Here is a 24,802-nt window from a genome sequence, read left to right on the forward strand (position 1 = left end):
TGATCGCCTCAATCTGAACGATGCAGGGCGGAGATGAGCAAAGTCTCATCTTCGACTGGAGTAGCATCAGCAAAGGGAAAAAATGTACACGCTCTATTATTGGCCCGGCTATTGCTCGTTCGCGACCCATGTCGTGCTGCGCTGGATCGGCGCCGAATATTCGCTCAACAAGGTCGACTACGAGGCGCGGCAGTCCGAAGCGTACAAGCGTGATATCAATCCGTCTTCGACGGTCCCCGTGCTGGTTCTGCCGGACGGCTTCGTGCTGAGCCAGAATGTTGCAATCCTCAACTACCTTGCCGACACCTATCCCGATGCCCGGCTAGGGGGTGATGGCACGACACTCGACCGTGCCAGGGTCAATCGCTGGCTCGGCTACATCAACTCCGATGTCCACAAGGTCTTCTCTCCGCTGCTGCATCCCGAGCGTGTGCCGGGCAATGCCGAAGCACAGGAAGCTACGAAGGAGATCGCGCGACAGACGCTGCGCCGCCATTTCGAAATCCTCAACAGCCAGTTGGAAACGAACGAATGGATCGCCGGCGATCAACGCTCAATCGCTGACCCCTACCTCTTCGTCCTGGTCCGCTGGGCGCGGGCCCGTAAGCTCGATCTCAGCGGGTTGGGCCATCTGCTCGGGCATTATCAGCGCCTTGCCGAAGACCGTGCGGTGATCGACGCGATGGCCGCCGAGAAGCTCAAACACATCCAGTAAGCGTGCTCATTAACCCGTGAGGCGCACGGCTTGCCGCCAGCTCTGACGCATAAGACGTGGGCCGCATTCCGGCCACGTCTCCCCTCCGTACCAATCCGTAGGACCCAAATGTGCCGCACTCGCGGCCACACAGCGACAGGAGAACCGATAGTGCCCCATATGCAAGCCAAACTCCGATCGTATGTTTGGGCTGTTCAGCTAGCCAGGGTCGCGTCGTCGCCTTTGCTGCCCACAAACGTTCGCGCGCGGGCGGGAGTTCTCGCGTGAGGATGTGCCAGAGCCTCGGCCGCATCGGCTCTCATCCGCCACATCATCGGGACTATGCACCGTGAGGTCCCGGCGTGACGTTCCCCTTTCCCTCACTATCGAAGCCATCAGATCTCCGCTCGGTGACCTCAATCTGATCGCCGACAGCGAAGGTGTACTGCGGGCTGCTGACTTTGCGGACTGCGCACCACGGATGCTCAGATTGCTGGAGCGCAGGTTCGGCTCCGGCTCATTTCAACTCTCGCCAGGTTCTGTACCCAAGGCGACCAAGCGGGCTTTAGAAACGTATTTCGCAGGCGACCTCGCCGCGATCAATGCCATTCCGGTTGCCGGGTCCGGTACGGAGTTTCACGAGCATGTATGGAATGCCCTGCGGTCGATAGCGCCAGGGTCTCCAGTCTCCTATGGCGATCTCGCAATAAGACTTGGGCGTCCGGGCTCAGCGCGTGCGGTCGGCCTCGCAAACGGCGCAAATCCGCTCTGCATCATTATCCCGTGTCACCGGCTGGTCGGTGCAAAGGGCGCGCTCACTGGCTATAGCGGCGGCATTGAGCGCAAACGGTGGCTGCTGGATCATGAGGCCACGCAAGCATGACACTTCCCCATTCCAACAGCAGGCTCCCGCTTCTCGCACTGATTGCTGGCGGGATCGCCATCGGCTGCTCGCCGATCTTCGTGCGAGTTTCGGAGATCGGTCCGATTTCAACGGCCTTCTGGCGGCTCGCCCTGGCGCTCGGACCATTGGTCCTGTTGTTCTCCCGCAATGAAACATCCGCCAATGCCGACGCGCGGCCACGCACTATTCGTGGTCATGCCCTGGCGTCTGCCCCCGGCGTTTTTCTCGCGGCCGAGCTTGCCGCATGGCACATATCGCTGCACATGACCTCCGTCGCCAATTCGACCCTGCTGGTCAACATGACGCCGGTCTTCGTCGCGCTTGCAAGCTGGTTGTTTCTGCGTACGTCTATCTCCCGACCTGTTCTTCTCGGATTGGCTCTCTGCATTATCGGCGTTGTCATTCTGAAGGGCGGCCCGGCAGATATTGGGCAAGGCGACATTCGAGGCGACGCCATCGCGCTCTTCGCCGCCATGCTTTACGCTGGCTATATCCTCTTGCTCGGCAAGGCTCGCAAACATTACTCGACATCCGTCATTATGCTGTGGAGCACAACCGCAGCGGCTCTGTGCATTCTGCCACTTGCGATGGCTGTCGAACCATCTTTAATCCCGGTGACACTTGCCGGTTGGGCTGTTTTGCTCGGCCTAGCCTGGATCAGCCACGCGGGCGGGCAGAGCCTGATTACTTACGCACTTGCCTATTTGCTAGCGACATTTTCCTCACTGACGCTTCTGCTGCAACCGGTCGTCGCCGCACTCCTGGCGTGGCTCATCCTCGGCGAATCCCTCAGTTCAATGCAGATTACAGGAGGCTTGATCGTCATTGCAGGCATCTGGCTGGCAAGGCGGGGGTGATGTTCCAAGGACGGGAGCAGTGAACGGATGATCTCCAAGACTTCATCTCATTTGACGGACGGCGTCTGTCAAACCCAAGGCGCGTTGTGTTCGCTCCGCGAGATGGTCGAAAAACAAGATGCCGTCGAGGTGATCGATTTCATGCTGTAGTACCATGGCCAACATCCCGTCAGCCGACACTTCGATATGGCTTCCGTTGGCATCGCAGCCACCGACAGTGACCCAGGCAGATCTGTTCACCTTGGCATAGGCATTGGGTATGGAAAGGCATCCCTCGCCGATTGAAGCGCTGCCACCACGATCGACGATCACCGGATTGACCAGAACATGAAGAGAGTCCTGGCTATCCGAAACATCGGCCACGATCACACGGCGATCGACCCCGATCTGCGGAGCAGCAAGGCCGATTCCTTTGGCCGCATACATCGTTTCTGCCATATCGGCCGCAAGCTGCTGGAGCTCCTTATTAAAGCTCACTTGCGGTTTCGAAACCATCCGCAGTCGGGTGTCAGGTATCTTTAAGATTTTTCGGCGCACGGCAGAATGCCTCTTCAGGTGGGGATTGCCTTGGAATGCAGTCATGCGCGGCGGTAAGAACGCGTGCGATCCATTTCTTGCCCTTGAATCCACTTCGCTTCTTATCCCGATTTGAAAGCAAGAAGCAGAGTTTGGCTGGACCGGATCAATCCTATGTTCTGTTCAGAGAAAAAAGAAACTGAACGGAGCAAAGAATGACTGAGCAGATCCGCTATGCATGGGGCGCCAGCTCACTTGGGAAGTACCTCGCCGCAATATCGAGCGTTGGACTGGTGGCTTTTGGATTCGTTGAATCTGACAATCGTGCCATGGACGACCTACAGGCAATCGTTCCCGAGGCTGTTCTCGTTCAAGATGAGGCCGCACTGTCCAGTACGCTTGTCAAGTTAACGGCGCTTGTCGATAAACCGGGCATTGATCCTGGCATTCCCTTGGATCCGCGGGGGAACGACTATCAGAAGCAGGTTTGGTCGATGCTGCGTGAAATTCCTGCGGGAACAACGACCAGCTACGGAGCCCTTGCCGCAAAACTTGGTACACGCGATGCCCGTGATATTACGGGGGCAATTGGCTCGAACTCGATTGCCATTCTTATTCCCTGTCACCGTGTCCTGAAGAAGGATGGATCGATTTCCGGGTATCGCTGGGGTGTACGTCGCAAACGAGCGCTTCTCGAGCGCGAACAACGTGCCGAACCACGCCGTCCAGGAGAGGGATGATGGAACCATCCGAAATGGCTGCGTCTGATAAAGGTTTGGGTCCGACGTTCCCGAAAAGCATCCCCCTTAGCGTACTGGCGTTATCGCTTTCGGAGCCAGAAAAGTCTGCTAAGGAATATCCGGATTATCGCCTGAGCGCCCTGGTAGTCGAGCGTCTTGACATGGATGACGACGAGATCGCGAAGCTCGCATCCCTTACCTGCTGCACGCCACCGGGATTTGCGGTCGGTTCCGCCCCCGATTTTGAGCAACATCTGCGCGAACTCATCGCGCAATACGGTCTCTACCCACTGTTTCAGGATGATGGGCCCGGTCGATTCCATCACGCAATCCGACCCTCGGGTTATGACTATGACGCCGATAAAGTTGAAGCAACGGGCATGGAGAACTGGCGTGCGTTCTATCGGGGGATGTCGGCAGAACGTCAGATGCTGGCCGCGTCAATTATCTGGCTTTACCGGGGGCGCAAGGACAATCGGTGGCTTCGTCGCGTTCCCTGCACCTGGAACGCGACAGAGGCAATCTTGAAGCTGCGGTCGAACGGCATGTTATCAGGGTGGGGCCGCCTCATAATGCTCTATCCAGGCTGGTAGAGCACGTCATCCGGTCACTTGCAGGGCAACGGTAATTTAGTGATATCATTGCAACGATCCGGCACAGATTTGAACGCATCCACTCGCCGGTTCCACGCTGCAATTTACCCCTTGGCGCTTCCACCTCGCTTCCACGAGCACTTCCCGCTTCCACATTCTCTGGAGCGAAAAACCCGCTAAGTCCATGACTTAGCGGGTTTTAATTTGGTTGCGGGAGTAGGATTTGAACCTGCGACCTTCAGGTTATGAGCCTGAAGGGATGCCGCTAAATCCTATGCCTAGAATCGAGCACGCCCACACCTACGACCAACGCGCTTTCAGAAGCATGGCATCTTACCGACGTGTATTCGCAATTACGGCGAAAGCAAAATCTCCCCGTCCTATATGCAGCCTATAATATCCGTTTCCCCTTCGCCCTGTTTTGTCCGCTTCCCATACTCCAGAACCGGTTGCAATCTGCGGAGATGCACGGCCGTGAATGACTGTGCGCCAAATTTTGTCTCCGTGACTTGCGCGATGCCGGAGGGGGAACTTGGCGTCACCACGACGAGACGAACACAGAAAGCGCCTTCCGCAAGCATGGGCTAGGCAGGCGTATAAGGAGTTGACCATGATCGACGGAAAGTTTCTCACACCGGAAGAAGTCGCTGAACGCTACCGAGGCGGTGTATCAATCGGCACGCTCCGCAACTGGAGGGCCATGAGGATCGGCCCTGCATACCTAAAGGTCGGAAAGGCCGTCCTCTACCCCGTCGATGAGCTTGAAGCATGGGACAAAAAGAATACAGTGGCTTGTCGTGAGCCTAAGGGATTTGCCACGCTGCCCAATGATCGAGCGGGATAATGCCGGTCGATCATTTCTTGCCTCACCCAATTAACGGCACTAGTTTTCGTAAAATTGGAATTTTATCCATATATTACAATACGATGCGCGATCAGTAAGAGTGATGCACAACCACCCCTCGGGCGATCCGCACCCGTCGGGCTCGGACATTTCGATGACAAAGGAAATCCAGAGCGCCTGTAAAGTTCTTGGGTTGATGCTGCATGATCTCGTCATCGTCGGTGTCGGCTGCGAGACCAGCGTCCGCGCTCTGGGCGTGATCTGACGGCGTACCGGACAGCTCCAGCGCCAGCCACACGCTATCACGGCTCACTTCCGGTGCGATCTGGAGGGATGAAGGCAGAAAGCTCCCCCTCCCTGCCGATCACGATGCGGCCTGCGATACCTGTCAGGCCACTGGACATGACCGGTGAAGCAGCAGCCGACGGCTCTATACTTGGGCGTTTGCAACTTCAGGCCCTTGAAATTCCATCACAAGGAGTGCAGGTTTGCTATATGCCTGATCCATAACGCATATGTCAGGATGCTCCCATCAACCTTCATGCAAGGGGACGCCCATGTCAGCGGCAGAAACGCCCGATCTCACCACATTGACCGTCCAGCTTTTGAGCGCCTATGTCGGGCACAATGCGGTGCCAAGCAGCGAACTCGCCCAACTGATCCGCACGACACGGGCGGCGCTTGCCGGATATGAAACGTCGTCCGCTCCGCAGCAACCCGAACCGGAGTCGAAACCGGAATATGTTCCGGCAGTTTCCGTGCGCACCAGCCTGGCATCCCCGGACCACCTCATCAGTCTGATCGACGGCAAGCCGTACAAGACTTTGAAGCGACATCTGGCAACGCATGGCCTGACGCCGGCGGAATACCGGGCGCGCTACAACCTGCCGGCCGATTATCCGCTGGTGGCGCCGAACTACTCGAAGCAGCGTCAGGAAGCGGCCAAGCTGCTGGGCCTCGGGCGGCGCAAATCCGAAACAGCAACGGAAGCGGATGTCCCGCCGCCCGAGGAGCCGGTCATCGCCGACCAGGTGCCCGAAACGTCGGTTGCCGAGCCAAAGTCGAGGGCCCGCGCCAAGGCGGCCTCGACGGGCTCATCGCGCTCCGGGCGGGTCAGCAGGAAGAAGGCGCCAACAGGGACTGAGGTTGTCGAGCCGGTGAGCGAATAGCGCGCGAGCGCGCTCCGGCCCCGTTCATGCTTCCCGTCCGGCCTTGTGACCTGCCGCTCTCGCGGCCTTGACGAGCCTTCCGGTCAAAGGTCGCGAAGCCCTCGCAATGGGCCGATCCGCCAGGGTGAAGGGCATCTGCGAAATCCATGCCCTTCTCCGTGAGATCGAGTGCCGTGGCGACGCGTGCCGCATCTTCGACGGTTACGGTCGGTAGCCCGGCAAACGACCTCAGTGCGCGGACGACCTCGGCGCCGCGATAGCCATAGGTGCTGTGAAGCACCCATTCCGCCTCCAGCGAACCGTCGCGGCAACGAAGACAGGTTGCCGTTCGATGATGGCGCGGGCGGCTTGGTCGGGATGATCGCCGATCAGATAGCAGACGATCAGATTCGCATCAATCGTGAGCGTGGCAGCATTCGGCTTCGGCCAGCACGGCGGCATCCATGTCCTTGATGCTCTTCGGCTCACCCTTATAGGTCAGGGAACCAAACACCTCGTCCGGCCGTGTTTCAGGGAAAGACGGCGCAGGCCTCAGCAGTACGCCCTCCGGCGTTTCCTCGACCACGAGCCGTGTGCCGGCTTCCCATGCGCGCCGCTGCCGGATGGCTTTCGGCAGGATGACCCTGCCCCTTGGTCGAAACGGTCGTGACGAGCCTGTGCGCGCCTGCCATGGACTTGAGCCTTCCGCGAGTGAGACGAGGGTAAAATACGCTCCGGGGGTCTTGGCGTTCAAGGTGCCGGTGGGGTGGCGCGGTTTCAGAGGAAGAGGCGGCCGGGACGAGGTGAACCTCGGTGGTCGAGAGAGCCGCCCGGGTTCGGTCCTGTCCTCTTCCGTCCGGAGAAACCCTCATGACACAAGATGCCTCGAATCCCGCTCAATCGCCGGCGCGTCAGGCGACCGTTATCCCTGATAATCGCAGGGCTGACTTCCTCCCGCAATTGTTCGGCCGGCAGCTGCTGCTGACGGCTGAGTTTACCGTCTACCGGTTTATTGCGTGGCTGAGCCCGGACTACCGGGGCGACTACTGGGACTTCTGCGAGTACGATGGCAGGCCGCTTTATCTGAGGCCGACCGCTATCCCCCGCTACAAGATCATCTGCGAGACCAATGGCTATGAAGGCGAGGTGAGCGCAGACGCCGCGGGCATCATCGTCACCCTGTTCGCCTTCTCGCATCTCTCGTTCGCCTATCGGTCGGACGTCTTGAGTGAAGGCTACGCACGTCTTTACAGCTACGCGGTGGACCACCGCGAGGCTGCGGAGATTCTGCGGGCCATCAACTGAAACCCGGTTTCGGTCACTGCAACGGCGCTCTGCCATCCGGCAGAGCGTGTTTTGTGCGAAGGCCTTTCAAGGTCACGCACGACCCTTCCCACCTGCGCGGTTTCGTTCCGCGAGGGGTGTCCGCCCGGCCCCTTCGGCGGCGGTGTGGTCCGGCGGACTGAGAGAGTTGGAGGAGGATTGGGGTTTTCGCGGCGAGCTCAGGGCCGGGAGAGAGTCTTCCGGCGCCCGTTCCGGAGACAGAGCCATGACCCAGGTGGCGTTGCGGGCGACGGCACGCGCTCTCGCGTCGAGACGCCTGGAAATTGGCGTTCGGCAGCTTGAGGCGAACCGAGAGCGGGTCGCCGGCGCCATCATGCCGATCATTCCGGCGGCGCTCGGTTTCCGGCCGCTGACTGGCGGCCTTGTCGTCAACATGCCGCTGCCGCTCCGTCGCTGAGCCCCCCGCAATCCCCACCGACAATCCAGCCGTGCCCCACCATGCGCGGCTGCGTGGAGTCACGTCCATGATCCAATTTCAAATTTTACACCGGTACTCGGACAGCGAGTGGCGGCCGGTGACGATCGTGTTCAATTGGGCGCCGAATGGCGACCAGCAATATTTTTGGCCATCCTTCGATGAGGCCGAGGCCGTTCGGCAGCGCCTTCTTACGCTTTTGCCCTATGCCGAACTGCGCGTCGCGCTTGCCGGCACGGATATCGGCGACGTCGATTGGCAAATTCGTGAGAAGCTGCGTTTTGCCGATGGCACCTACGCGCCGATACCCTGGCACGACGAACCTTGGTATCGGGCCAGGCACGACGAACATTTCTGCCATATCTCCCAGGAGCAGGCGGGCAAGATCGCGTTTACCGAAAACCCCGCCAAGGGACAGGCCGACCGCCAGCTGGTGATGTCGCCTGGCCGCTACCTGAATCGCTTCTTCTCCGAGCATCTCGACAACGACGCGATCCGGGACTGGTGCGCGAGGCTCTCCGTGCTGCTGCAAGAACATACCCTCAAGATTACGCAGGATGCGGACGAAATAGAAGACGTCTATGTCGGCGGTCCCCGCAGCTGCATGGCGCATGAGGCAAGTGACTTCGACGGCCCGTGTCACCCCGTACGCGTCTATGCCGGTCCGGACACCGCGCTCGCCTATATCGGCGCCAGCGATGATGCCACCGCCCGCTGCGTCGTTTGGCCGGGCCGCAAAATCTACACCAGAATCTACGGCGACGAGTCTCGCCTCAAATTGCTCCTTGAGGGGGCTGGCTACAACTCGGGCAGCCTGAACGGCGCCCGCGTCCGGCGCATCCCATATGATGACAGCTTCGTTGTCCCCTACATCGATGCAGGTGGTGATCTTGACGACGACGGCGAACACCTCGTCATCGGCCATGGCAGTATCTCATCCGGAAACACCACAGGTGTGGCGGACATCCCGTGGTGTTGCCCGCGCTGCGACAGCGAGGGTAGCCCACACGAGACGGTCTATGTCGTCGACGGCGGGAACGAAGAATGGTGCAATCGTTGCTTTCACGACCACGCCACCTTCTGCAACCATAACAACCGCTATTATAGTGACGACGAATCCTTCGTCACGGTCCATACCGACCATGACTCGCATACCGTTCTTGAGGACGATGCAGAGGACTTCGGCGCCGTCTATCTCGAAGATCGCCGCGAATGGTGGGCCAGCGATTGCTGCCGTCGGTGCGATGCCTCCGGCGAATGGTTCCACGCAGAGGATCTTACCGAATATCATGGCGAATGGCTGTCTGAAGATCATCTGCCCGAACCGTTCGATGATGACGACGTCTCTCTCGCCAACGCCCATTTGCTGGCTTACCACCAGTTCCATGACGAGATGGCCGCGATCCAGGCGGACGTTGCCAGGTGGCAAGCCGCCGGAGAGCGTGCCCGGGACGAGAGGCTAAGGCGCGAGCGAGACGAAGCAGAACGCCTTCGTCTCGAAGCGCTGCGCCGCAGCATCATCGAACCGCCCGATGGTGCGCGCCCGCTACGCGATCGCCACGAGCCGCCGCGCATTTCAGAAGGTCTCCGTTCCGTCGCCGCGATGACGGTACCGGCGTCGGCTGTTATCTCCCTCCCAAACGAGTCTGAACCATGACCTATGATGTTGCGGGCCGGACCGGCCTGCTGGAAATCCTGTCGTGGGCACGCCCCCATGACAGCGCTATCGAACGCGCCTTCTGCCGCGAATATCTTGACCCGATTCCCGGCGTGGTCACTGACGCCTTTGGCAACCGGATGCTCGCCATCGGCGCCAAACCCCGTGTCGTGTGGAGCTGCCACGTCGATACCGTGGCGGTTTGTGGCGGACAGCAGGAGGTGGGCATCGACGGGCTTGGCATCGCCAGATTGTGCAACGGCAAGCCCGGCATGTCGCTCGGCGCCGATGACGGGGCCGGCGTCTGGATCATGCTCAACATGATCGCGGCTGGCCGCCCTGGGCTCTACCTGTTCCATCGCGGCGAGGAACAAGGCTGCCTCGGATCCCGTTGGATCCGGCGCAACAACCCGGAATTGCTGACGAACATCGACGCGGGGATCGCCTTCGACCGCGCCGGCTTCCACGATGTCATCACGCATCAGAGCTTCGGGCGGACATGCTCGGACGCTTTTGCAGCCAGCCTGGCGTCCGCGCTCAACGATCTGAACCGGGACTTCCGATACAAGCCTGACGATACGGGCGTCTTTACCGACACCAACGAATATGCGGGGATCGTCCCCGAATGCACCAACCTGTCGGTGGGGTATGGTGGTCAGCACGGACCGGGGGAAACGCTTGACGTCGACCATTGCGAAAAGCTGCTCGTCGCCATGCTGAAACTCGACGCTTCCCGGTTGGTGATCGAGCGCGATCCCTCGATACGGGAAGACGAGCGCTGGGGTTGGCTCGAAAGCTACCGCGGTCATCGCGACGACTTTGCGGAAGCGGTTGCGGACCATCCGTGGTTGGCGGCGCGGATGCTGGAGGAATGCGGCGTCACGCTGGACGATTTTCTGATGGCCGTTTGGGCAGAGGAGATGGACGCTGACCCCGGTTACCGTGCGTTCACGGCATCATGACCGCCTGCAGGTGTCCACTGCTCCTGTAATCGCGTGTCGTCAGCGGGCGTAGTATCAGAGAGATGGTTTCTTGCGGTTGATGAATCAACAGAGGCAAATGCGGACGGGATGTCGCCCGTAGACTGTACCGAGACGTGGAGTTGGAGATGGAAGGCGAGGCGCAAAAGCTTCTCGACCGGACAACCTGCATGCCGCAATTCCGGAAACCCGAGATCCCGTGCGTCCGGCTTCGTGCCTTTCCGTATTGCCGGTTTTACGGCGCCGTCCCCGGAGGAAGAGGGCGGTGCTGCGCTTCGTGGCGGATTGGTGCTTGAGAGGGTGGCTCTCGGGCGTCCGCCGCGGAGTCTGTTTCCATGGCTACAGCAAAGATAATCACGCTGTCATCCTCGCGCGACATTCCCTTCGGCAAGCTGGTGCTCAGTCAGTCGAACGTCCGGCGCATCAAGGCCGGCGTCTCGATCGAGGAACTGGCCGAAGACATCGCCCGGCGGGGGCTGCTGCAGGGGCTCAGCGTTCGGCCGGTCGTCGACGGAGCCGGCACCGAAACCGGCATGTTCGAGATCCCGGCGGGCGGCAGGCGTTACCGGGCGCTGGAACTGCTCGTGAAGCAGAAGCGGCTCGCAAGGACCGCTGCTGTCCCGTGCATCGTACGCGAGGGCGGGATCGCCGAAGAAGATTCGCTGGCGGAAAACGTCCAGCGCGCCCCGCTCCATCCGCTTGACCAGTTCAGGGCCTTCCTGACGTTGCGCGAGAAGGGCCAGTCCGAGGAGGACATCGCCGCGGCCTTCTTCGTTTCGGTCAATGTCGTCAAGCAGCGGCTGAAGCTGGCCTCGGTGTCGCCGAAGCTGCTCGACATCTATGCCGAGGACGGTCTGACCTTGGAGCAGATGATGGCCTTCACCGTTTCCGGCGACCATGAGCGCCAGGAAGGGGTATTCGAACGTCTGCAGCACACCTACGACAAGTCTGCCTATGTCATCCGGCGCTGGCTCACGGAGGGTGCGGTTCGCGCATCCGACAAGAGAGCGCAGTTCATCGACATCGACGCTTATGCCGACGCTGGCGGAACCGTACTGCGCGATCTCTTCCATGGCGATGACGGCGGCTGGCTGCAGGATACGGCGCTGGTCAACCAGCTGGTCGCCGAGAAACTGAGGACAGAATCCGAGGCGATCGCGGCTGAGGGCTGGAAATGGCTCGAAGTTGCCCCCGACTTTGCCTATGGTAATACCTACGGCCTGCGGCGGCTGCGGGGAGAGCTCCAGCCGTTGAGCGCCAAGGAGGAGGCGGCTCGCGACGCTTTGCAGGCGGAATACGACACGCTGCACGGCGAATACGAGAGCGTCGACGAGTTGCCTGAACAGGTCGACGAACGCCTGGCCGAGCTGGAGACGGCGCTTGCTGCGTTCGATGAGCGGCCGGTGACTTTCGACCCCGGGGAGATCGCCCGTGCTGGCGCCTTTGTCAGCATTTCTCCGGAAGGCGGATTGCGTGTCGAGCGTGGCTATGTGCGTCCCGAGGATGAGGCGCCGGTCGAGCCGGAAAGCAACGCGGCGGAAGGCGAAGGAGACGATCAGCCGGCGGCGGCCAGCCTGAACGATGACGGCAGCGATCGCGTTTCCTCCGCCGCGCCACAGGCCGACCCGGAAGACGAGGAGGAAGACCCGTCGCCCATCTCCGACCGGCTGCTGTCCGAGCTGACGGCGCATCGGACGCTCGCTCTGCGCGACGCGCTCGGAAGACAGCCTGACGTGGCCTTTCTCGCCGCGCTGCATGCTCTGACGCTCAGGGTCTTCTATCACTACGGTTCGGACAGCTGCCTCGAACTCGATCTGAAGAGCCTCGCCTTCAGTGCCCAGGCGCCGGGTCTTGACGACAGTGCCCCGGCCCGGACGATCCACGCCCGGCACGAAAGTTGGCTGAACGCATTGCCCAAGGCGTCGGAGGAGCTCTGGAGCGCCCTGGCAGAATGGGACGCCGACAGCCGTTTCGAGCTGTTCGCCCATGTGATCAGCCTCTCGGTCAACGCGGCGCACGAGGCATGGAACCGACGACCGCGTGCGCTGGCCCACGCCGATCAACTGGCAAGGGCCGTCGATCTCGACATGGCGGCGGCAGGATGGCGACCGACCGTGGATAGCTTCCTCGGTCGCGTCACCAAGGCGCGCATCCTGCAGGCCGTCGCCGAGGCGAGGGGGCAAGCCGCAGCCGACCGCATCGCTCATCTGAAGAAGGGCCACATGGCGGCCGAAGCCGAGGCCTTGCTCGCGAACAGCGGATGGCTTCCGCAGCCGCTACGGACTCTGGAACATCCGGAGATCGAACTGGAGATGACCGGGTCGGAAACGATCGTCGCGGGACCGGCGGCAAACGACGGCGAAAAGTCTGTCGGCGATCGCGACGGCATCGCCGACAATGACGGGATTGACGATGCTGGCCAGACGGTCGCGGCGGAATAACGCCCCGACGTGAACATGAACTGGGCTCGCCGGCGACGGCGAGCCCTTTTTCTTTGAAGGATCTTTCCATGTCGGAACACCCCTCCGAACTGGCGCACGAACTCGCCGGTTGCGCCGAAGCGGTCTGTCGCCACTTTCTCCCGGCCGGTCGCAGGCAAGGCAATTACTGGCTCGTCGGCGACGCGCGCAACACGCCCGGCCGCTCCATGTTCGTGCGTCTCTCCGGCCCGAAAACCGGCAAAGGGGCTGCGGGCAAGTGGACGGACGCGGCGACAGGCGAACACGGCGATCTTCTCGACGTGATCCGGGAGAGCCATGGCCTTGTCGACTTTCGGGACGTGGTGGATGAAGCGCGCCGTTTCCTCAGCCTGCCCCCTTCCAGGCGGGAACAGCGGTTACGAAATGGACTCCCCGCTCCAGCCCCTTCCGGCTCGCCGGAAACCAGCCGGCGGCTGTTCGCCATGTCGGAGCCGATTGCGGGCACGATCGTGGAAGCGTATCTGCGCAAACGCGGGCTTACGGTTCTGCACGGAACCGGCGCCCTGCGCTTTCACCCGCGCTGCTATTATCGGCCCGACGAACACAGTCCCGTCGAGACCCGGCCGGCGATGATCGCCGCCGTCACCGATCTCGCCGGACGGCAGACCGGCGCACATCGCACCTGGCTTGCCCCGGACGGCTCCGGCAAAGCGCCGATCGACACGCCGCGGCGCGCGATGGGCGACCTGCTGGGGCATGGCGTCCGCTTCGGTGTGGCGGACGATGTGCTTGCTGCGAGCGAGGGGATCGAGACCGTGCTGTCACCCTGCGTGGTCCTGCCTCGCATGCCGGCTTTGGCGGCGCTTTCAGCCGGCCATCTCGCGGCCATCCTGTTCCCCGAGACGTTGCGGCGGCTCTACATTTTGCGTGACCGCGATTCCGCCGGCGACAGCGCGCGGGACAACCTTGTCGCCAGAGCCACGAGCGTCGGCATCGAGCCGATCGTGCTGTCGCCGGTGCGCGGCGATTTCAACGAGGACCTGCGCGCCTTCGGTCCAAGAGCGCTGCGGGTGGCTCTGCGGGACCAGCTTCATCCGCAGGACGTACCCCGTTTCATCGAGCGGTGAGGCCCGGACGGGGGGGGGGAAGAATCCTGTCGCGTCGGGCGTTTCCATCTCCTCGTGGTCGTTCCGCGTACAGGGAACCGCGCCCACGGCCTTCTCGAGAGGGCGATCGGCCCACAAGCGGGCCGGTCGGGCAATGGCTGCGGCCGACGATTTTCCGCCGGCGCTGCGCGCCTTTGCATCGCGATACAAAATCGCCGGCCTGCGCCATCCTTCGCTGATGCTTCGGCCCGGCGCTTCGCTTCGGGTGCCAGTTCATCCCGCCCGTGGGCTTCGACGCCTGCGAAGGCCGCGATGGGCGCGGCCATCCCGAACAAGGATCGCCCCGATGATGCACGAAAACGACGACTTCGAGCCGGTTCACACCGCTTCCCCCACCGACCGCGTCCTGACCCAGCTTCAACTCTTCGGCTGGAGGCCCACGCAGGATGAACCGGACCCGCGACCGCTGCCGGACGGCGACGCATTGGCCGGTGCGGTCGCGGACATCTTCGATGCGCTGATCGCCATCCTCGGCGATACGCAGCTCGAGCCCGACCTCGACGAACTGCTCTGGGGAGCGGTCAACCTGTTCCACCGTGCCATCGCCCGGATCGAGCGCGAACTCGACGACAACGAGCAGGCGCAGCGTCGTCTCCAGGACGAGCAGGACGGCAGCGAGGTGAAGAGTGTCGAGCTCGAGCGCCGCACGGCTGAGGGACAGACCCTGATCGAGCGGCGCGACAGCATGGAACTCGCGCGCGACGTCGCCGCGGAGCAGTTCGAGCGCCATCTCGGCACGATGTGGCGGCCCCGCAGCGGCTCCAAGGTCAACCACCGTAACCTGACCGCGGCGATGATCGACAGCAAGGACTTTCTGGCCGCGAGGCGCCGGGCCGAGAACGAGATCCTGCTGCCGGCCGGTCCCAAGGTTGCCGTCACCGGCGGAGCGGATTTCAACGACCACAATCTCATCTGGGCCAGGCTCGATCAGGTCCATGCCAAATACCCGGACATGGTCCTGCTGCACGGTGGCTCGCCCAAGGGCGCCGAGTTGATCGCGTCGCGCTGGGCCGATCACCGGGCGGTGCCGCAGGTGGCGTTCCGGCCGGATTGGGCCAGGCACGCGAAGGCCGCGCCGTTCCGCCGCAATGACGCCATGCTGGAGACCATGCCGATCGGCGTGCTGGTCTTCCCCGGCACCGGCATTCAGGAAAACCTGGCCGACAAGGCGCGCCGGCTCGGAATCCCGGTCATGAAGATCAAGGGTGGCGCGTAAGCGTCACTCCTTTCCTCAAGGGCGGTCTTGAGACTTTGCCTTTTCCCGCTATATGATGCGTGATGATTGATGCGTTGAGCGGGGAAAAGATGAGGACCACATTGGCGATTGATGACGATGTTCTGACCGCGGCCAAGGCCATGGCGGCGCAGCAGCGCCGCAGTGTCGGCGAGGTCATTTCCGAACTCGCCCGGCGCTCCTTGCGCCGTCCGCAGGAGGGCGGCGAGCGCAATGGCATTCCGCTCCTCACACCCCGGCCCGGTGCGCCTCCCGTCACGCTGGAAACCGTCAACGCCCTGCGTGACGAATTGCCGTGACGTATCTCCTCGACGTCAATGTCCTGATCGCCTTGATTGATCCCGGTCACGTCGCGCATGACGATGCCCATGAATGGTTCGCCTCCGTCGGCCATGCGGCGTGGGCGACCTGCCCGATCACCGAGAATGGCGTCATCCGCATCGTCGCCAACCCGAAATATCCGAATTCGCCCGGATCACCGTCGCTTGTCACCGGGATCGTCCGGAAGTTGCGGGCGCTGCCCGGCCACAGCTTCTGGGCTGATGACGTCAGTCTTGTCGGCAACGGCGATGTCGATGCCGACAAGATCCTGACCTCCGCTCAGGTCACGGATTCCTATCTGCTGGCGCTCGCCGCGGCCCACGAAGGCCAATTGGCCACTTTCGACCGGAAGCTTTCGGTTGCGGCCGTCAGGAACGGGAAGGCCTCCCTGCACTTGATCCAGGGCACACGGCGCGCATAGCGGCTGATCGTCCGTGCGCTTGCAACGTTGGCGCCATTGGCGCGGTTGCAGCGTGGTGCCAGGGCCGTCTTTCTCTCTGATGACACCCATCATACCGGCAGTCGGGCCGCGTCAAGGACGCGTGGTCCCCCCAATTTTGACGCCGCCATGCGACGACAAAATCGGCTCCCCCACGCGCCGGCTCCGCCGGTCGCTGCGCGATCCCTGACACGACCCTCCAACGCCCGGTCAGCGACCTCCGTCATCAAGACAAAGGAGGTTCAGATGAATGCAATTCACGACATCTACGCCGAAATCGCCGAGCTGCGCGCTGAACTCGCGGACTGCATCCTGACCCGCGAGGAGCGGGCGGAGACGCAGCGCCGCCTCGAGGAAGCCCTCGCGGAGGCCCAGCGCCGCAGTCGCAAGGAAGCGGAGGAGGGGGCGTAAGCTCCCTCTTTTTTTGTCGACGCCGGTGGAAACTGCACGACGGGCTTGTGCACCCGTCTGCTTCAACCCCCGTGCTTGCGGCACGTTGGCGTCGGGGTCTCCCACCCCGCATGGGCAACAAATGCGCGTGGCGGTTTCCACCCGCCACTCTTGGCGCACGGAGTTTCATTATGGCCACCATCGGTTCCTTCAAGAAGGCGGGCAACGGCGAGTTCATCGGCGAGATCTTCACTCTCAGCGTCCAGGCAAAGGGCGTGCGCATCGTCCCCGAGACCCGCGGCGCAAACAAAAACGTTTCTTCCGGGTCGGTAGTCACCCCCGGCTAGAAGACAGCAGGCATCTGGCCTTGATCATCGACGGCACAGCAGGCGCCGCATATCGTCTCCTTGCGATGAGCTACAATTGGCGAGACGGAAGTATTCTCCAAACCTCTTCGTCACTCCACGCGCCCTTGAAGAACTCCACTTTGGATTTTCGCTCCACAAAAACGAAACCGAGACGAGACATCAGGGAAATCGACGGAACATTCCGACTGTCAATTTCCGCTTCAATCTCTTTGACACCGTTTGAGAACAGTGCGCTGACTACAGCCTTCATCCCCTCGAGTGCGTATCTACGTCGCCAAAAGGACTGTCGGATCATATAAGCGACATAAGCTTTCCCATCTTCGTGTATAGTAGCCTCGAACAATCCAACGGGCGCGCCAGTTGTCCGCAGCCAAACGGTCCAGTTCAACCACTGCTCGCGGCCGTCCGCCGAACGCCCGACCGACACCGCCTTGAAGCGATTTTCCACTGCAGCCACGTTGCCTGGTGGCTCACGGGGGATCCATGTGTACAGTGCAGGATCGCGTAGTACTTCCCACATCTGTGCGGCGTGTTCCGGCTGCAAAGGATTCAGCAGAAGGCGCTCGGTTTCGAGCGGTCCGAAGCTTACATTTGGCATGCGCGGTCGCCCTCTCCACTCCAGTCCAACTCGAGAACACCGGCTATCAGCACAGGCCAGAAGCTCCGTCCATCGGCCCCAAGAGCCTCTAGATGAGCCGATATTTCAGGCATCGTCCGCCACTGCCTTAGCCATTGGAACAGGCTGAGCATATCACCGTCGAGATTCAGTGCCTTATATGGCGAAGTCACTACAAGCCGTTCTTCGCCGGCTAACGAAACCAACGAAATTATAACCGCGGGCGCCAGCCGCGCACGGCCAAAAACATCTGTCATGACCTCATTAACATCACGTCGGCGCGCAATGTAGTTGCCGAGTATCAAACCATCTATGGCGCAAGATCGAATGAAAAACTCGATCGCCTCTGCGGGCGATTCGACAATTGGCTGATTTGGCCCATTCATCGATGTGTTGACTAAGGCGGGAATGCCGGTCCTATCCGCGAACTCGGTCAGAATCGAATGGAGTTCGGGATCCTCCGCCTCCTCGAGTGTTTGAACTCGCGTGGATCCATCGGCGTGCGCCAAGGCACCGAAGCTGTCGATATAGCCCTCACATATGGTATGCGCGAAAGTCATCCACTGGCTAGGTAGTGGGCCAACGAAGAATTCATGCGCTCTCTCGCGAATTACTATCGGCGCGACCGGACGCCATTCCTGCCGCCCCTTTATATCGTTGAGTGTTTTCTTGGCAGATACAAACATCGGATTCGCAAAGATGCTACGGGCGCCAAGCGCCCTTGGGCCAAATTCGGATCGCCCATACCAGCGACCTATAATTTTCCCTTGGACCAACTCTTGGACGACTACTTCACGGTCGTACGGCGTCACCTCCAGAAGAAACTGGAACCGATGCAGCGCCTGCTTTATGCTCTCTTCAGACCATATTGGCCCAAGTCGGTCAGTCGAGAGTCTCAGCGTCGGCTTCTTTGCAATAACGCGGCAGCCATAATACGCGCAGCCCATCGAAATACCCGCATCACTTGGAGCACTTGGCACGAAATAGTTTTCCGGCCCAATGCGGTCCGCAACATCTCGATTTACCACTATATTTAAGAAGGCTCCTCCGGCGACAGCAAGTTTCCGTCGACCGGTAAGCTCCAAAGCGATGTGAGTGTACCTTGCCATTACATCACCGAAGGCACTCTGACACTGCTTCGCGAGGTTCACTTGCTCTTCGACGCTCAGTTCTGGTGGCAGAATATGTTGCCAATCGTTCCGGAATACTGGCCATGTCTCGTCAAGATTCACCAAGGGACCACGCGGCACCCTCCTTGCGATGTCGCTTGAGGCTAGAGACGCCAGTGCCATCAATTGGCCGTGAGCATGCTCGCTACCGAAAATACGCCGGGAGACGTTATCGTACAGGCCGGCAGCGCTGCAGATAAATGTCAGTGGCTGTATATGTGGAACATTATATCGTCGGGTTGAGAGTGTGACATTGTCTCCAACCGCGTCATAAATGCTGAGCGATTCTGTTTTTAGGAGAATTTCTCCCCTGCATGTCGTGATCTGTTCGTACCATTCGCTGAATGGCTGAGCATAGTCTTCCCCGGCGGCCGTCGATGAACCCGCCCGGTCTACAACAAGGACCGCACTATCTGGGAAGCCGCTGCCCGCATAAGCATGCCAAGCGTGAGCGAGGTGATGCGAGATGACATAGTGCCGGCAATCGAAAGGATCAAATATGTTGAAATCGTATTCGATGAGAGGTTTGTGAAGACCGAAGCTGGCATCAGCAACGGACTGAAAAGATGAAATGATAAATTCGACGTCATCAATATTTACGCCAGCAGTATCCAAACACGCCGTTATGGGAAGCCTATTCGACAAGACCTCTTCACCGTCATGCTTTCGGCGGCTGACACGTTCCTGTTGCAGGGCCGATACGATGCCGCCATCCTTCAATACCGTGCAGGATGAATCATGTCCTACGTGTATCCCTAGTATGACGCTCATCCACCTGCTCGCATCTAAAGCTAAGCGCTAATCGTCGACGACGTTTGGGGAAAATCCTACAGTGAGAATGTTCACAACCTCACCTGGCCCCACACTAGTTCTGGCGTGCACGACGCTGTCGGCCCAGAACACGATGAGTTCTCCCGGCTCTAGTTGCAAAGTCTCCCGCGGTGCGTCGACCGGGTACAGTTGCAGCGACGACAGGGGACGGTCCACGAAGTCATGCCGCAACATGAATAATGCATTGACAGAAAAAATCCCCGTATCGATATGTGGACAGATGTTCTGTCCAGGTTCGTCGTAATAGATGTAGCTGGCGGTACCCGTCGCAGCAACTGATCCGGCTACACCTTCCACTAGCGAGAGAAGATCTGTCGAGCTTGCGAGCTCATTTGCGAGGATGCCACCACAACCCAGAAAGTGCTCATCGTGACGAAGCGCACTCTGACGTTCTCTTGTGGCTTCTTCCCTTAAACTATTCAACATCGCGTGATCGAGAAACGATGGCCGTCCTCGCCAAGCGATTCCGTTCTTGGGCACTCGATCCCGATGAGGCTGTAGGCGCGCAAGACAACTGGCAACTGTCTTGTATGCCTCAAACCGGGCGGAATCGACCTCCTCGGCATCGCTCGGAATAAGCTGCCCCGCAGCCATTCCTAGCAGCAGCTTCAAATTGTCTCGCTCGGGCTCATTGAGTGACTCGGAGAGTTGTAAAATGCGTGAAGAAAGCATAGCTACAATCTCACTGCTTAGAAATAAATAGTGGTTATTATTCCGAAGAAAGATCAAGAGACTTCGGAAGGCCAATTAAATGCTCTCTCACAGCGTCAGTCGCGTGGACCGACATGGGTTTCATATAACGTATTTTTTCCAATGCTCCCTCTCCTGCTGCCTTTATTACTTCGCTATGTTTTGCAGCCGAACGAATAATGTCGGAAAATACTCGCTTTTCATCGTCATTCAGCGACTCTTGCATTGCCTTAAGCTTCTCTATGAGCGTGGGCAGGGCGGCTTCTAACTCACCAGATGAATTCTGAGCCATTGTGATCCTCCCTTTGTTGCGGCTGAAGTAATCTTCCCGCAATGTGCGGCTGTAGTCAATGACGCCGCCAGCGTTGACGAGAAACATGATCCTCGCGGGAGCGCTCCTCAGACGCCGTCGTCAGGCCCTACCAAGTCGACGTGGCTGACGCCGAGCACCTCCTGCCAACCGATCGCCATCGGGGCCGCAATGGTGCGAGCTCGGGAACGGAAAACGCAGACTTACAATGGCGACCATCGACACCTCCAAGAAGACCGGCTCGAACGAATTCACCAGTGACATCGTCATCCTCAGAGCCCAGGCTAAGGGCGCGCGCATCGTCCCCGACCTGCGCGCCACCGGCGAGAACGCCCCCAGCCGCTGGATATTGGTAGACTGCGCCGATTATGCGGAGCGATACAACAACAAAAGCCCCGAAAAATCGGAGCTGCTAGCAAAAGACTCCGCATAACCCCGCGCTACGCATAATCGACGTTATGCGGTGCACCGCATAACACTGAGATCGGCGCCGCCTGGTCCAAGCGCTCCAGCGAGGGCCGCGACTACCTCGGGCTCAAGCTCGACGATCCGTCGTTCACCGGCCCCATCTTCGCCAACCTCTTCGACGACGAGGACGGTGAGAGCTACAGCCTGATCTGGTCCCGTCCCAACGGTCGGCGAAACGGCGACTGAGCCAGCACCCACAATGCTCCGCCCGTGCCGCCGGGCGGAGCATCGCCGTCAGCCGGACTTCTTCTCAGTCAGGTTGCGCATGGCGCCGGAAGAGCGTCTCGCAGGTTTCTTCCGCGATCTCGATGATCTCCTTAATGAGGTCATCCTCGCCCGCGGTGCTGCCCGCAGCGGCTCGGCCAACGCGCGCTGGTGCACGGGCAGCCGAATCAGTCTTACAGTCAATTCGTGATCTTCCTGCCAATGAACATCATTTCGGCTGGCATTACGCGGCAAGAGCAACTATTATAGCCGTAGTTCTGGCATTCGCAGGCGTCCCGGTGGGAGGTGGTCGATATGATCACCGCTCGCCAATCGCGGGCCGCGCGCGCGTTGCTTGGCTGGACCCAGGAGACGCTTGCCGAGAAGGCCCGGGTATCGCTGACCGCCCTGAAACGCCTCGAGTCCGAAAACGATCTCGTGGTGTACGAGACGACGCGTCACCAGGTGCGCAAGGCCTTCGAGAATAACGGCGTCGTTTTTCTGAACTCCGAGCAGGGTATCGGCGTTCTTGTGGTGCATGACAGAGCCAACGACCGTTGATCGACGTCGGCGCATTGTTGCTTTCTGATCGGGATGTCACATCCTGAACAACGAGTCGGCAAGACTCCGCAAGACATGGACCGTGTTTGGAGTTAGAAGAAAGTTACCGTTGCTGGGGGGTAGCGTTGACCACCATGACCTTTCTGGATGAGCCGCCGGAGAGTGAGACGCTCACGGCCTATGACCGCACGCATATGAAGCTCTATCTGCGCTTGTTGGACGCGGCGACGGACGGGGCGGATTGGCGCGAGGCGGTCTCCATACTCTTTGGCCTGGACCCCGAACGCGAGCCGGAGCGCGCACGCCGCGTCCACGACAGCCATCTCGCCCGGGCGCGCTGGATGACCACACACGGCTATCGCCTGCTCGTCCAGGAGGGCAAACGTCACTAACGCCGTGTTGCCTTAACGGCAACGCCCGTTGCCTGATCGGGGACTTCCTCTCACCCTGCCGAATCGCAATCCTAGAGCACGGCGAAAGGCTGTCGGCGCTTTTCGCTGCGCAGAAGCCCCGTTCGGGCATGATCATGCGCAACCCGACGGACTGAGTGGATCGGCTATCGAGCAGACAGCCATTTCGCCCGGGCCTGCTCCAACTGCGTGACGTAAACGGCTGGAGGAATTGCCATGCTGCCTGACACATCCGGTTGGCGATCGTCGCCGAACTACGACTACATCGATCATCTGTCGTCTCCCGATGTCGGCTGGGAATGGTTGCGGCGAAATGAGGATTACCAGCACGACTACGTCGGGTTCGACCGGACGACAATTCCGGTGGATATGCTGATCCGGCGCGTGAGCCAACAGTGGGGTCTCTGCTTTCCCTGTCGATCCGCATCTTCCCGCCAACGAGACGGAGGTTTTCTGGCTCCCTGAAGAGGACACGGGTTCCGTTGTTCTTGCTCCGGCCCCTCGCGTCCCTCTCCTCGATACCATCCCGGCATCGGCGTTCGCCGATCTTCCGGTCCGCGCTGCCGCGGATGGGCTTCACCATCTGCATGATCTCGGCAACGGTCAGCGCCTTCATGTCGTGCTGCCGCCGGGCGTGAGTACCGATCAGCCCCTTGTTGCCGCCGTCTCTCTCGGGCACGAAGGCCTCGATCGCGTCGAAGCCGTCACACGGCTCCTCGCCTCCCTGCATGGCCGCAAGGTTCCTCCCGATACGCGCCTCACCCGGCAGCAACGGGCGCGCGCCCGTCGCATGCTGCAGGCAATCGACGGCCATCGAGCAGGGGCGACGCAGCAGGAGATCGCGGAGGTGATCTTCCGGACGGGAAAGCTCACCCGCGATGAATGGCAGGCTGCCTCGGCGCGTCATGCCGTCATGGACCTCCTCACGAATGGCCGGCGCCTGATCGCCGGCGGCTATCGCAAACTGCTTCGTCATCGCCGACGACCATAGCCTGCCGCCTGGCGATCGCGGTTGTGGAATTTTGGCTTCCCCCAAATTCCCACTGCAACTCACCGGCTCCGCTTCGCCAATGTCACCTTCGTCGGCCGCTGGACCCCAGCGGCGTCAACAAACCCGACGAAGGCCACAGCCATGCAACCCAATCTCGCCGTTATCCCGCCGCGCTTCCTGCGCACCAAGGACGCCGCGGAATTCCTGAGCCTCTCCGCCCGCACCCTCGAAAAGCACCGCACCTACGGCACGGGTCCAACCTTTCACAAACTGGGCGGACGCGTCGTCTACGCGATCGACGAACTGGAGGCATGGGCGGCCCGCGGCGCCGTCACCTCGACCTCGGATCCCCGCGGCGCCGTGCTGCCGGCCAAGCGCCACCCGATCGCCTTTCCCGCCCGCGCGAGCCGTCATGCCCGATAACCGGCGCAGGTTCTCCGACCCCGGGCGGCAAGGCCCGGGGTCGGAGCGCGCCCGCCTCGATCCGTTCAGGGCGCTTTCGACCGATGCGGCTCCGCGTGACGTGCAGGATCTGATGACCTACCCCTTCTTCTCCCTGTCCAAATCCCATCGCACCACGCCGATCGACTTCCGCGCCGGCCCGGTGTCGATCCGGGTCGAGGCCGTGCCCGATTACGGCATGGCCACCATCTGGGACGCCGATATCCTGATCTGGGCCGCGAGCCAGCTCGTCGAGGCCCGCGACGCCGGCATCCCCACCTCGCGGTTGATGGCGGCGACGCCCTACGAAATCCTCAGGTTCATCGGCCGCGGCACTTCCGTCAGGGATTACCAGCGCCTCAAGGCGGCCCTCGACCGGCTGCAGTCGACAACGGTGTCCACCTCGATCCGCCAGCCGGCCGAGGGACGGCGGCACCGGTTCTCCTGGATCAACGAATGGAAGGAACGCACGGGCCGCGGCGGCAGGCCGAACGGGGTGGAAATGGTCATCCCGGACTGGCTCTATCAGGCGGTCATCGAGGATGCGCTCGTCCTGACCATAAACCGGGCCTATTTCGGTCTCACCGGTGGCCTCGACCGCTGGCTCTACCGGCTGGTGCGCAAGCATGCCGGGCGTCAGCCCGCGGGTTGGCGCTTCGATCTCGATCACCTGCACCAGAAGTCCGGCAGTCTGTCGCCGCACAAGCGTTTCGCTTTCGAACTGCGCGACATCGTGCGGCGCCAGCCGCTGCCTGGCTACACGCTGGCTCTGGATACGGAGAGGGGCGGTCAGGCGCATCTGACTTTTCAACAGGCGCCCTGTGGACAACCTGTGAATTCCTTCGTGCTATCAGGAACCGGACACTCGTGCCATCAGGAACCAAAACAGGGCTTAAGTCGATATAGCGACAACGAAAATCGCCCCCTTAACTTAGACTCTAACAGAATATATAACTCTATTGAGGATATTCAGGATGTGAACAACATCTGTCGGGGTGCCAGGTTTCGCGAACCGGGGCGAGGTTTCATGAACTCGCTCCAGGAAACGCGAACCGGATTCACGGACCGGGAGCCGGATCAT

At 60.8% G+C, this 24,802-nt stretch carries 29 protein-coding genes and 5 pseudogenes; 27 read left to right on the top strand and 7 right to left on the bottom strand.

Annotated elements, in window-relative coordinates:
• Nucleotides 1–82: 82 nt before the first annotated feature.
• The 3 genes from FHS82_RS19935 to FHS82_RS19945 all read left to right on the top strand — a co-directional run bounded on the left by FHS82_RS19935 (nt 83) and on the right by FHS82_RS19945 (nt 2,455).
• Complete coding sequence (locus FHS82_RS19935) at nt 83–715, top strand: glutathione binding-like protein (RefSeq protein WP_166956255.1); 633 nt, start codon at nt 83–85, stop codon at nt 713–715.
• A 328-nt stretch (nt 716–1,043) separates the two neighbouring features.
• A complete protein-coding gene (locus FHS82_RS19940; protein WP_166956258.1) occupies nt 1,044–1,577 on the top strand; it encodes a methylated-DNA--[protein]-cysteine S-methyltransferase in 534 nt (177 codons plus the stop codon).
• Entirely contained in the window at nt 1,574–2,455 is an 882-nt protein-coding gene (locus tag FHS82_RS19945) for a DMT family transporter (protein WP_166956260.1), read from the top strand. Before FHS82_RS19940 ends, FHS82_RS19945 begins: the two co-directional genes overlap by 4 nt.
• 42 nt (nt 2,456–2,497) lie before the next feature.
• Here the strand turns inward: FHS82_RS19945 and def are convergent, their stop codons facing one another.
• Nucleotides 2,498–3,037: a peptide deformylase gene (def, locus tag FHS82_RS19950; RefSeq protein WP_166956347.1), complete on the bottom strand. Its 540-nt coding sequence runs from the start codon at nt 3,035–3,037 to the stop codon at nt 2,498–2,500.
• Between the two features lie 149 nt (nt 3,038–3,186).
• Between def and FHS82_RS19955 the strand changes: the two genes are divergently transcribed.
• The 5 genes from FHS82_RS19955 to FHS82_RS19975 all read left to right on the top strand — a co-directional run bounded on the left by FHS82_RS19955 (nt 3,187) and on the right by FHS82_RS19975 (nt 6,317).
• Nucleotides 3,187–3,711, top strand: coding sequence for a methylated-DNA--[protein]-cysteine S-methyltransferase (locus FHS82_RS19955; protein ID WP_166956263.1), 525 nt, complete (start codon nt 3,187–3,189; stop codon nt 3,709–3,711).
• Complete coding sequence (locus tag FHS82_RS19960) at nt 3,711–4,304, top strand: hypothetical protein (RefSeq protein ID WP_166956266.1); 594 nt, start codon at nt 3,711–3,713, stop codon at nt 4,302–4,304. The genes FHS82_RS19955 and FHS82_RS19960 overlap by 1 nt, the downstream gene beginning before the upstream one ends.
• Before the next feature lie 610 nt (nt 4,305–4,914).
• Entirely contained in the window at nt 4,915–5,148 is a 234-nt protein-coding gene (locus FHS82_RS19965; RefSeq protein ID WP_166956269.1) for a helix-turn-helix domain-containing protein, read from the top strand.
• Between the two features lie 70 nt (nt 5,149–5,218).
• The gene (locus FHS82_RS19970) at nt 5,219–5,413 is read left to right on the top strand and encodes a JAB domain-containing protein (protein WP_343042640.1); all 195 of its coding nucleotides are present in this window, start codon (nt 5,219–5,221) and stop codon (nt 5,411–5,413) included.
• A gap of 292 nt (nt 5,414–5,705) precedes the next feature.
• Nucleotides 5,706–6,317 carry a Ros/MucR family transcriptional regulator gene (locus FHS82_RS19975; RefSeq protein ID WP_166956272.1) on the top strand — a complete coding sequence of 204 codons (612 nt, stop codon included), beginning with the start codon at nt 5,706–5,708 and terminating at the stop codon, nt 6,315–6,317.
• Between the two features lie 24 nt (nt 6,318–6,341).
• Here the strand turns inward: FHS82_RS19975 and FHS82_RS21270 are convergent.
• Both FHS82_RS21270 and FHS82_RS19985 read right to left on the bottom strand, forming a co-directional pair.
• A pseudogene (locus tag FHS82_RS21270) lies at nt 6,342–6,758 on the bottom strand (type II toxin-antitoxin system VapC family toxin).
• A pseudogene (locus tag FHS82_RS19985) lies at nt 6,712–6,988 on the bottom strand (AbrB/MazE/SpoVT family DNA-binding domain-containing protein). The pseudogenes FHS82_RS21270 and FHS82_RS19985 overlap by 47 nt, the downstream one beginning before the upstream one ends.
• Before the next feature lie 178 nt (nt 6,989–7,166).
• Here FHS82_RS19985 and FHS82_RS19990 point away from each other — a divergent pair.
• The 11 genes and pseudogenes from FHS82_RS19990 to FHS82_RS20040 all read left to right on the top strand — a co-directional run.
• A complete protein-coding gene (locus tag FHS82_RS19990; RefSeq protein WP_166956275.1) occupies nt 7,167–7,601 on the top strand; it encodes an antirestriction protein in 435 nt (144 codons plus the stop codon).
• 244 nt (nt 7,602–7,845) lie between these two features.
• Entirely contained in the window at nt 7,846–8,037 is a 192-nt protein-coding gene (locus FHS82_RS19995) for a hypothetical protein (protein ID WP_166956278.1), read from the top strand.
• 67 nt (nt 8,038–8,104) lie between these two features.
• On the top strand, nt 8,105–9,712 hold the full coding sequence (locus FHS82_RS20000; protein ID WP_166956281.1) for a hypothetical protein: 1,608 nt from the start codon (nt 8,105–8,107) through the stop codon (nt 9,710–9,712).
• Nucleotides 9,709–10,674 carry a M28 family peptidase gene (locus FHS82_RS20005; protein ID WP_166956284.1) on the top strand — a complete coding sequence of 322 codons (966 nt, stop codon included), beginning with the start codon at nt 9,709–9,711 and terminating at the stop codon, nt 10,672–10,674. The genes FHS82_RS20000 and FHS82_RS20005 overlap by 4 nt, the downstream gene beginning before the upstream one ends.
• Before the next feature lie 353 nt (nt 10,675–11,027).
• Nucleotides 11,028–13,133, top strand: a complete 2,106-nt coding sequence (locus FHS82_RS20010) for a ParB/RepB/Spo0J family partition protein (RefSeq protein ID WP_166956287.1) — start codon at nt 11,028–11,030, stop codon at nt 13,131–13,133.
• A 68-nt stretch (nt 13,134–13,201) separates the two neighbouring features.
• Nucleotides 13,202–14,239: a DUF7146 domain-containing protein gene (locus FHS82_RS20015; RefSeq protein ID WP_166956290.1), complete on the top strand. Its 1,038-nt coding sequence runs from the start codon at nt 13,202–13,204 to the stop codon at nt 14,237–14,239.
• A gap of 325 nt (nt 14,240–14,564) precedes the next feature.
• Nucleotides 14,565–15,494, top strand: coding sequence for a DUF2493 domain-containing protein (locus tag FHS82_RS20020; RefSeq protein ID WP_208394374.1), 930 nt, complete (start codon nt 14,565–14,567; stop codon nt 15,492–15,494).
• Between the two features lie 89 nt (nt 15,495–15,583).
• The gene (locus FHS82_RS20025) at nt 15,584–15,811 is read left to right on the top strand and encodes a CopG family transcriptional regulator (protein ID WP_166956293.1); all 228 of its coding nucleotides are present in this window, start codon (nt 15,584–15,586) and stop codon (nt 15,809–15,811) included.
• A complete protein-coding gene (locus tag FHS82_RS20030) occupies nt 15,808–16,254 on the top strand; it encodes a TA system VapC family ribonuclease toxin (RefSeq protein ID WP_166956296.1) in 447 nt (148 codons plus the stop codon). The genes FHS82_RS20025 and FHS82_RS20030 overlap by 4 nt, the downstream gene beginning before the upstream one ends.
• 264 nt (nt 16,255–16,518) lie before the next feature.
• Nucleotides 16,519–16,683 carry a hypothetical protein gene (locus tag FHS82_RS20035; RefSeq protein WP_166956299.1) on the top strand — a complete coding sequence of 55 codons (165 nt, stop codon included), beginning with the start codon at nt 16,519–16,521 and terminating at the stop codon, nt 16,681–16,683.
• Nucleotides 16,684–16,853: 170 nt separating this feature from the next.
• Nucleotides 16,854–16,997, top strand: a pseudogene (locus FHS82_RS20040) (DUF736 domain-containing protein); the annotation flags it as partial.
• Nucleotides 16,998–17,079: 82 nt separating this feature from the next.
• On the opposite strand, the gene FHS82_RS20045 reads toward FHS82_RS20040, so the two are convergent.
• Genes FHS82_RS20045 through FHS82_RS20060 form a run of 4 tightly spaced genes read right to left on the bottom strand, consistent with a single transcriptional unit; the run spans nt 17,080 to nt 20,715 of the window.
• Entirely contained in the window at nt 17,080–17,628 is a 549-nt protein-coding gene (locus tag FHS82_RS20045; RefSeq protein ID WP_166956302.1) for a GNAT family N-acetyltransferase, read from the bottom strand.
• Complete coding sequence (locus FHS82_RS20050; protein WP_166956305.1) at nt 17,616–19,586, bottom strand: carbamoyltransferase C-terminal domain-containing protein; 1,971 nt, start codon at nt 19,584–19,586, stop codon at nt 17,616–17,618. Before FHS82_RS20050 ends, FHS82_RS20045 begins: the two co-directional genes overlap by 13 nt.
• A 27-nt stretch (nt 19,587–19,613) precedes the next feature.
• Nucleotides 19,614–20,318, bottom strand: a complete 705-nt coding sequence (locus FHS82_RS20055) for a hypothetical protein (RefSeq protein WP_166956308.1) — start codon at nt 20,316–20,318, stop codon at nt 19,614–19,616.
• A 37-nt stretch (nt 20,319–20,355) separates the two neighbouring features.
• Entirely contained in the window at nt 20,356–20,715 is a 360-nt protein-coding gene (locus FHS82_RS20060) for a hypothetical protein (RefSeq protein ID WP_166956311.1), read from the bottom strand.
• A 139-nt stretch (nt 20,716–20,854) separates the two neighbouring features.
• On the opposite strand from FHS82_RS20060, the pseudogene FHS82_RS21275 reads away from it, so the two are divergent.
• The 8 genes and pseudogenes from FHS82_RS21275 to FHS82_RS20095 all read left to right on the top strand — a co-directional run.
• A pseudogene (locus FHS82_RS21275) lies at nt 20,855–21,009 on the top strand (DUF736 domain-containing protein); the annotation flags it as partial.
• Nucleotides 21,010–21,123: 114 nt separating this feature from the next.
• Nucleotides 21,124–21,300: pseudogene (locus tag FHS82_RS21280) on the top strand (DUF736 domain-containing protein); the annotation flags it as partial.
• Nucleotides 21,301–21,633: 333 nt separating this feature from the next.
• Nucleotides 21,634–21,879: a helix-turn-helix domain-containing protein gene (locus tag FHS82_RS20070; RefSeq protein ID WP_166956314.1), complete on the top strand. Its 246-nt coding sequence runs from the start codon at nt 21,634–21,636 to the stop codon at nt 21,877–21,879.
• A 134-nt stretch (nt 21,880–22,013) separates the two neighbouring features.
• Nucleotides 22,014–22,271: a DNA -binding domain-containing protein gene (locus tag FHS82_RS20075; protein ID WP_166956356.1), complete on the top strand. Its 258-nt coding sequence runs from the start codon at nt 22,014–22,016 to the stop codon at nt 22,269–22,271.
• 234 nt (nt 22,272–22,505) lie between these two features.
• On the top strand, nt 22,506–22,754 hold the full coding sequence (locus FHS82_RS20080; RefSeq protein WP_166956317.1) for a transcriptional regulator domain-containing protein: 249 nt from the start codon (nt 22,506–22,508) through the stop codon (nt 22,752–22,754).
• A gap of 169 nt (nt 22,755–22,923) precedes the next feature.
• Entirely contained in the window at nt 22,924–23,280 is a 357-nt protein-coding gene (locus tag FHS82_RS20085) for a DUF2285 domain-containing protein (protein WP_343042639.1), read from the top strand.
• A gap of 141 nt (nt 23,281–23,421) precedes the next feature.
• Complete coding sequence (locus FHS82_RS20090; protein ID WP_166956320.1) at nt 23,422–23,703, top strand: helix-turn-helix transcriptional regulator; 282 nt, start codon at nt 23,422–23,424, stop codon at nt 23,701–23,703.
• Nucleotides 23,693–24,802 (top strand): replication initiator protein A (locus tag FHS82_RS20095; protein ID WP_166956323.1); only part of this gene is annotated, 1,110 nt, incomplete at its 3' end. The genes FHS82_RS20090 and FHS82_RS20095, both read left to right, overlap by 11 nt.

It is taken from the genome of Pseudochelatococcus lubricantis (assembly GCF_011762225.1).
GTDB classification, from domain to species: domain Bacteria; phylum Pseudomonadota; class Alphaproteobacteria; order Rhizobiales; family Beijerinckiaceae; genus Pseudochelatococcus; species Pseudochelatococcus lubricantis.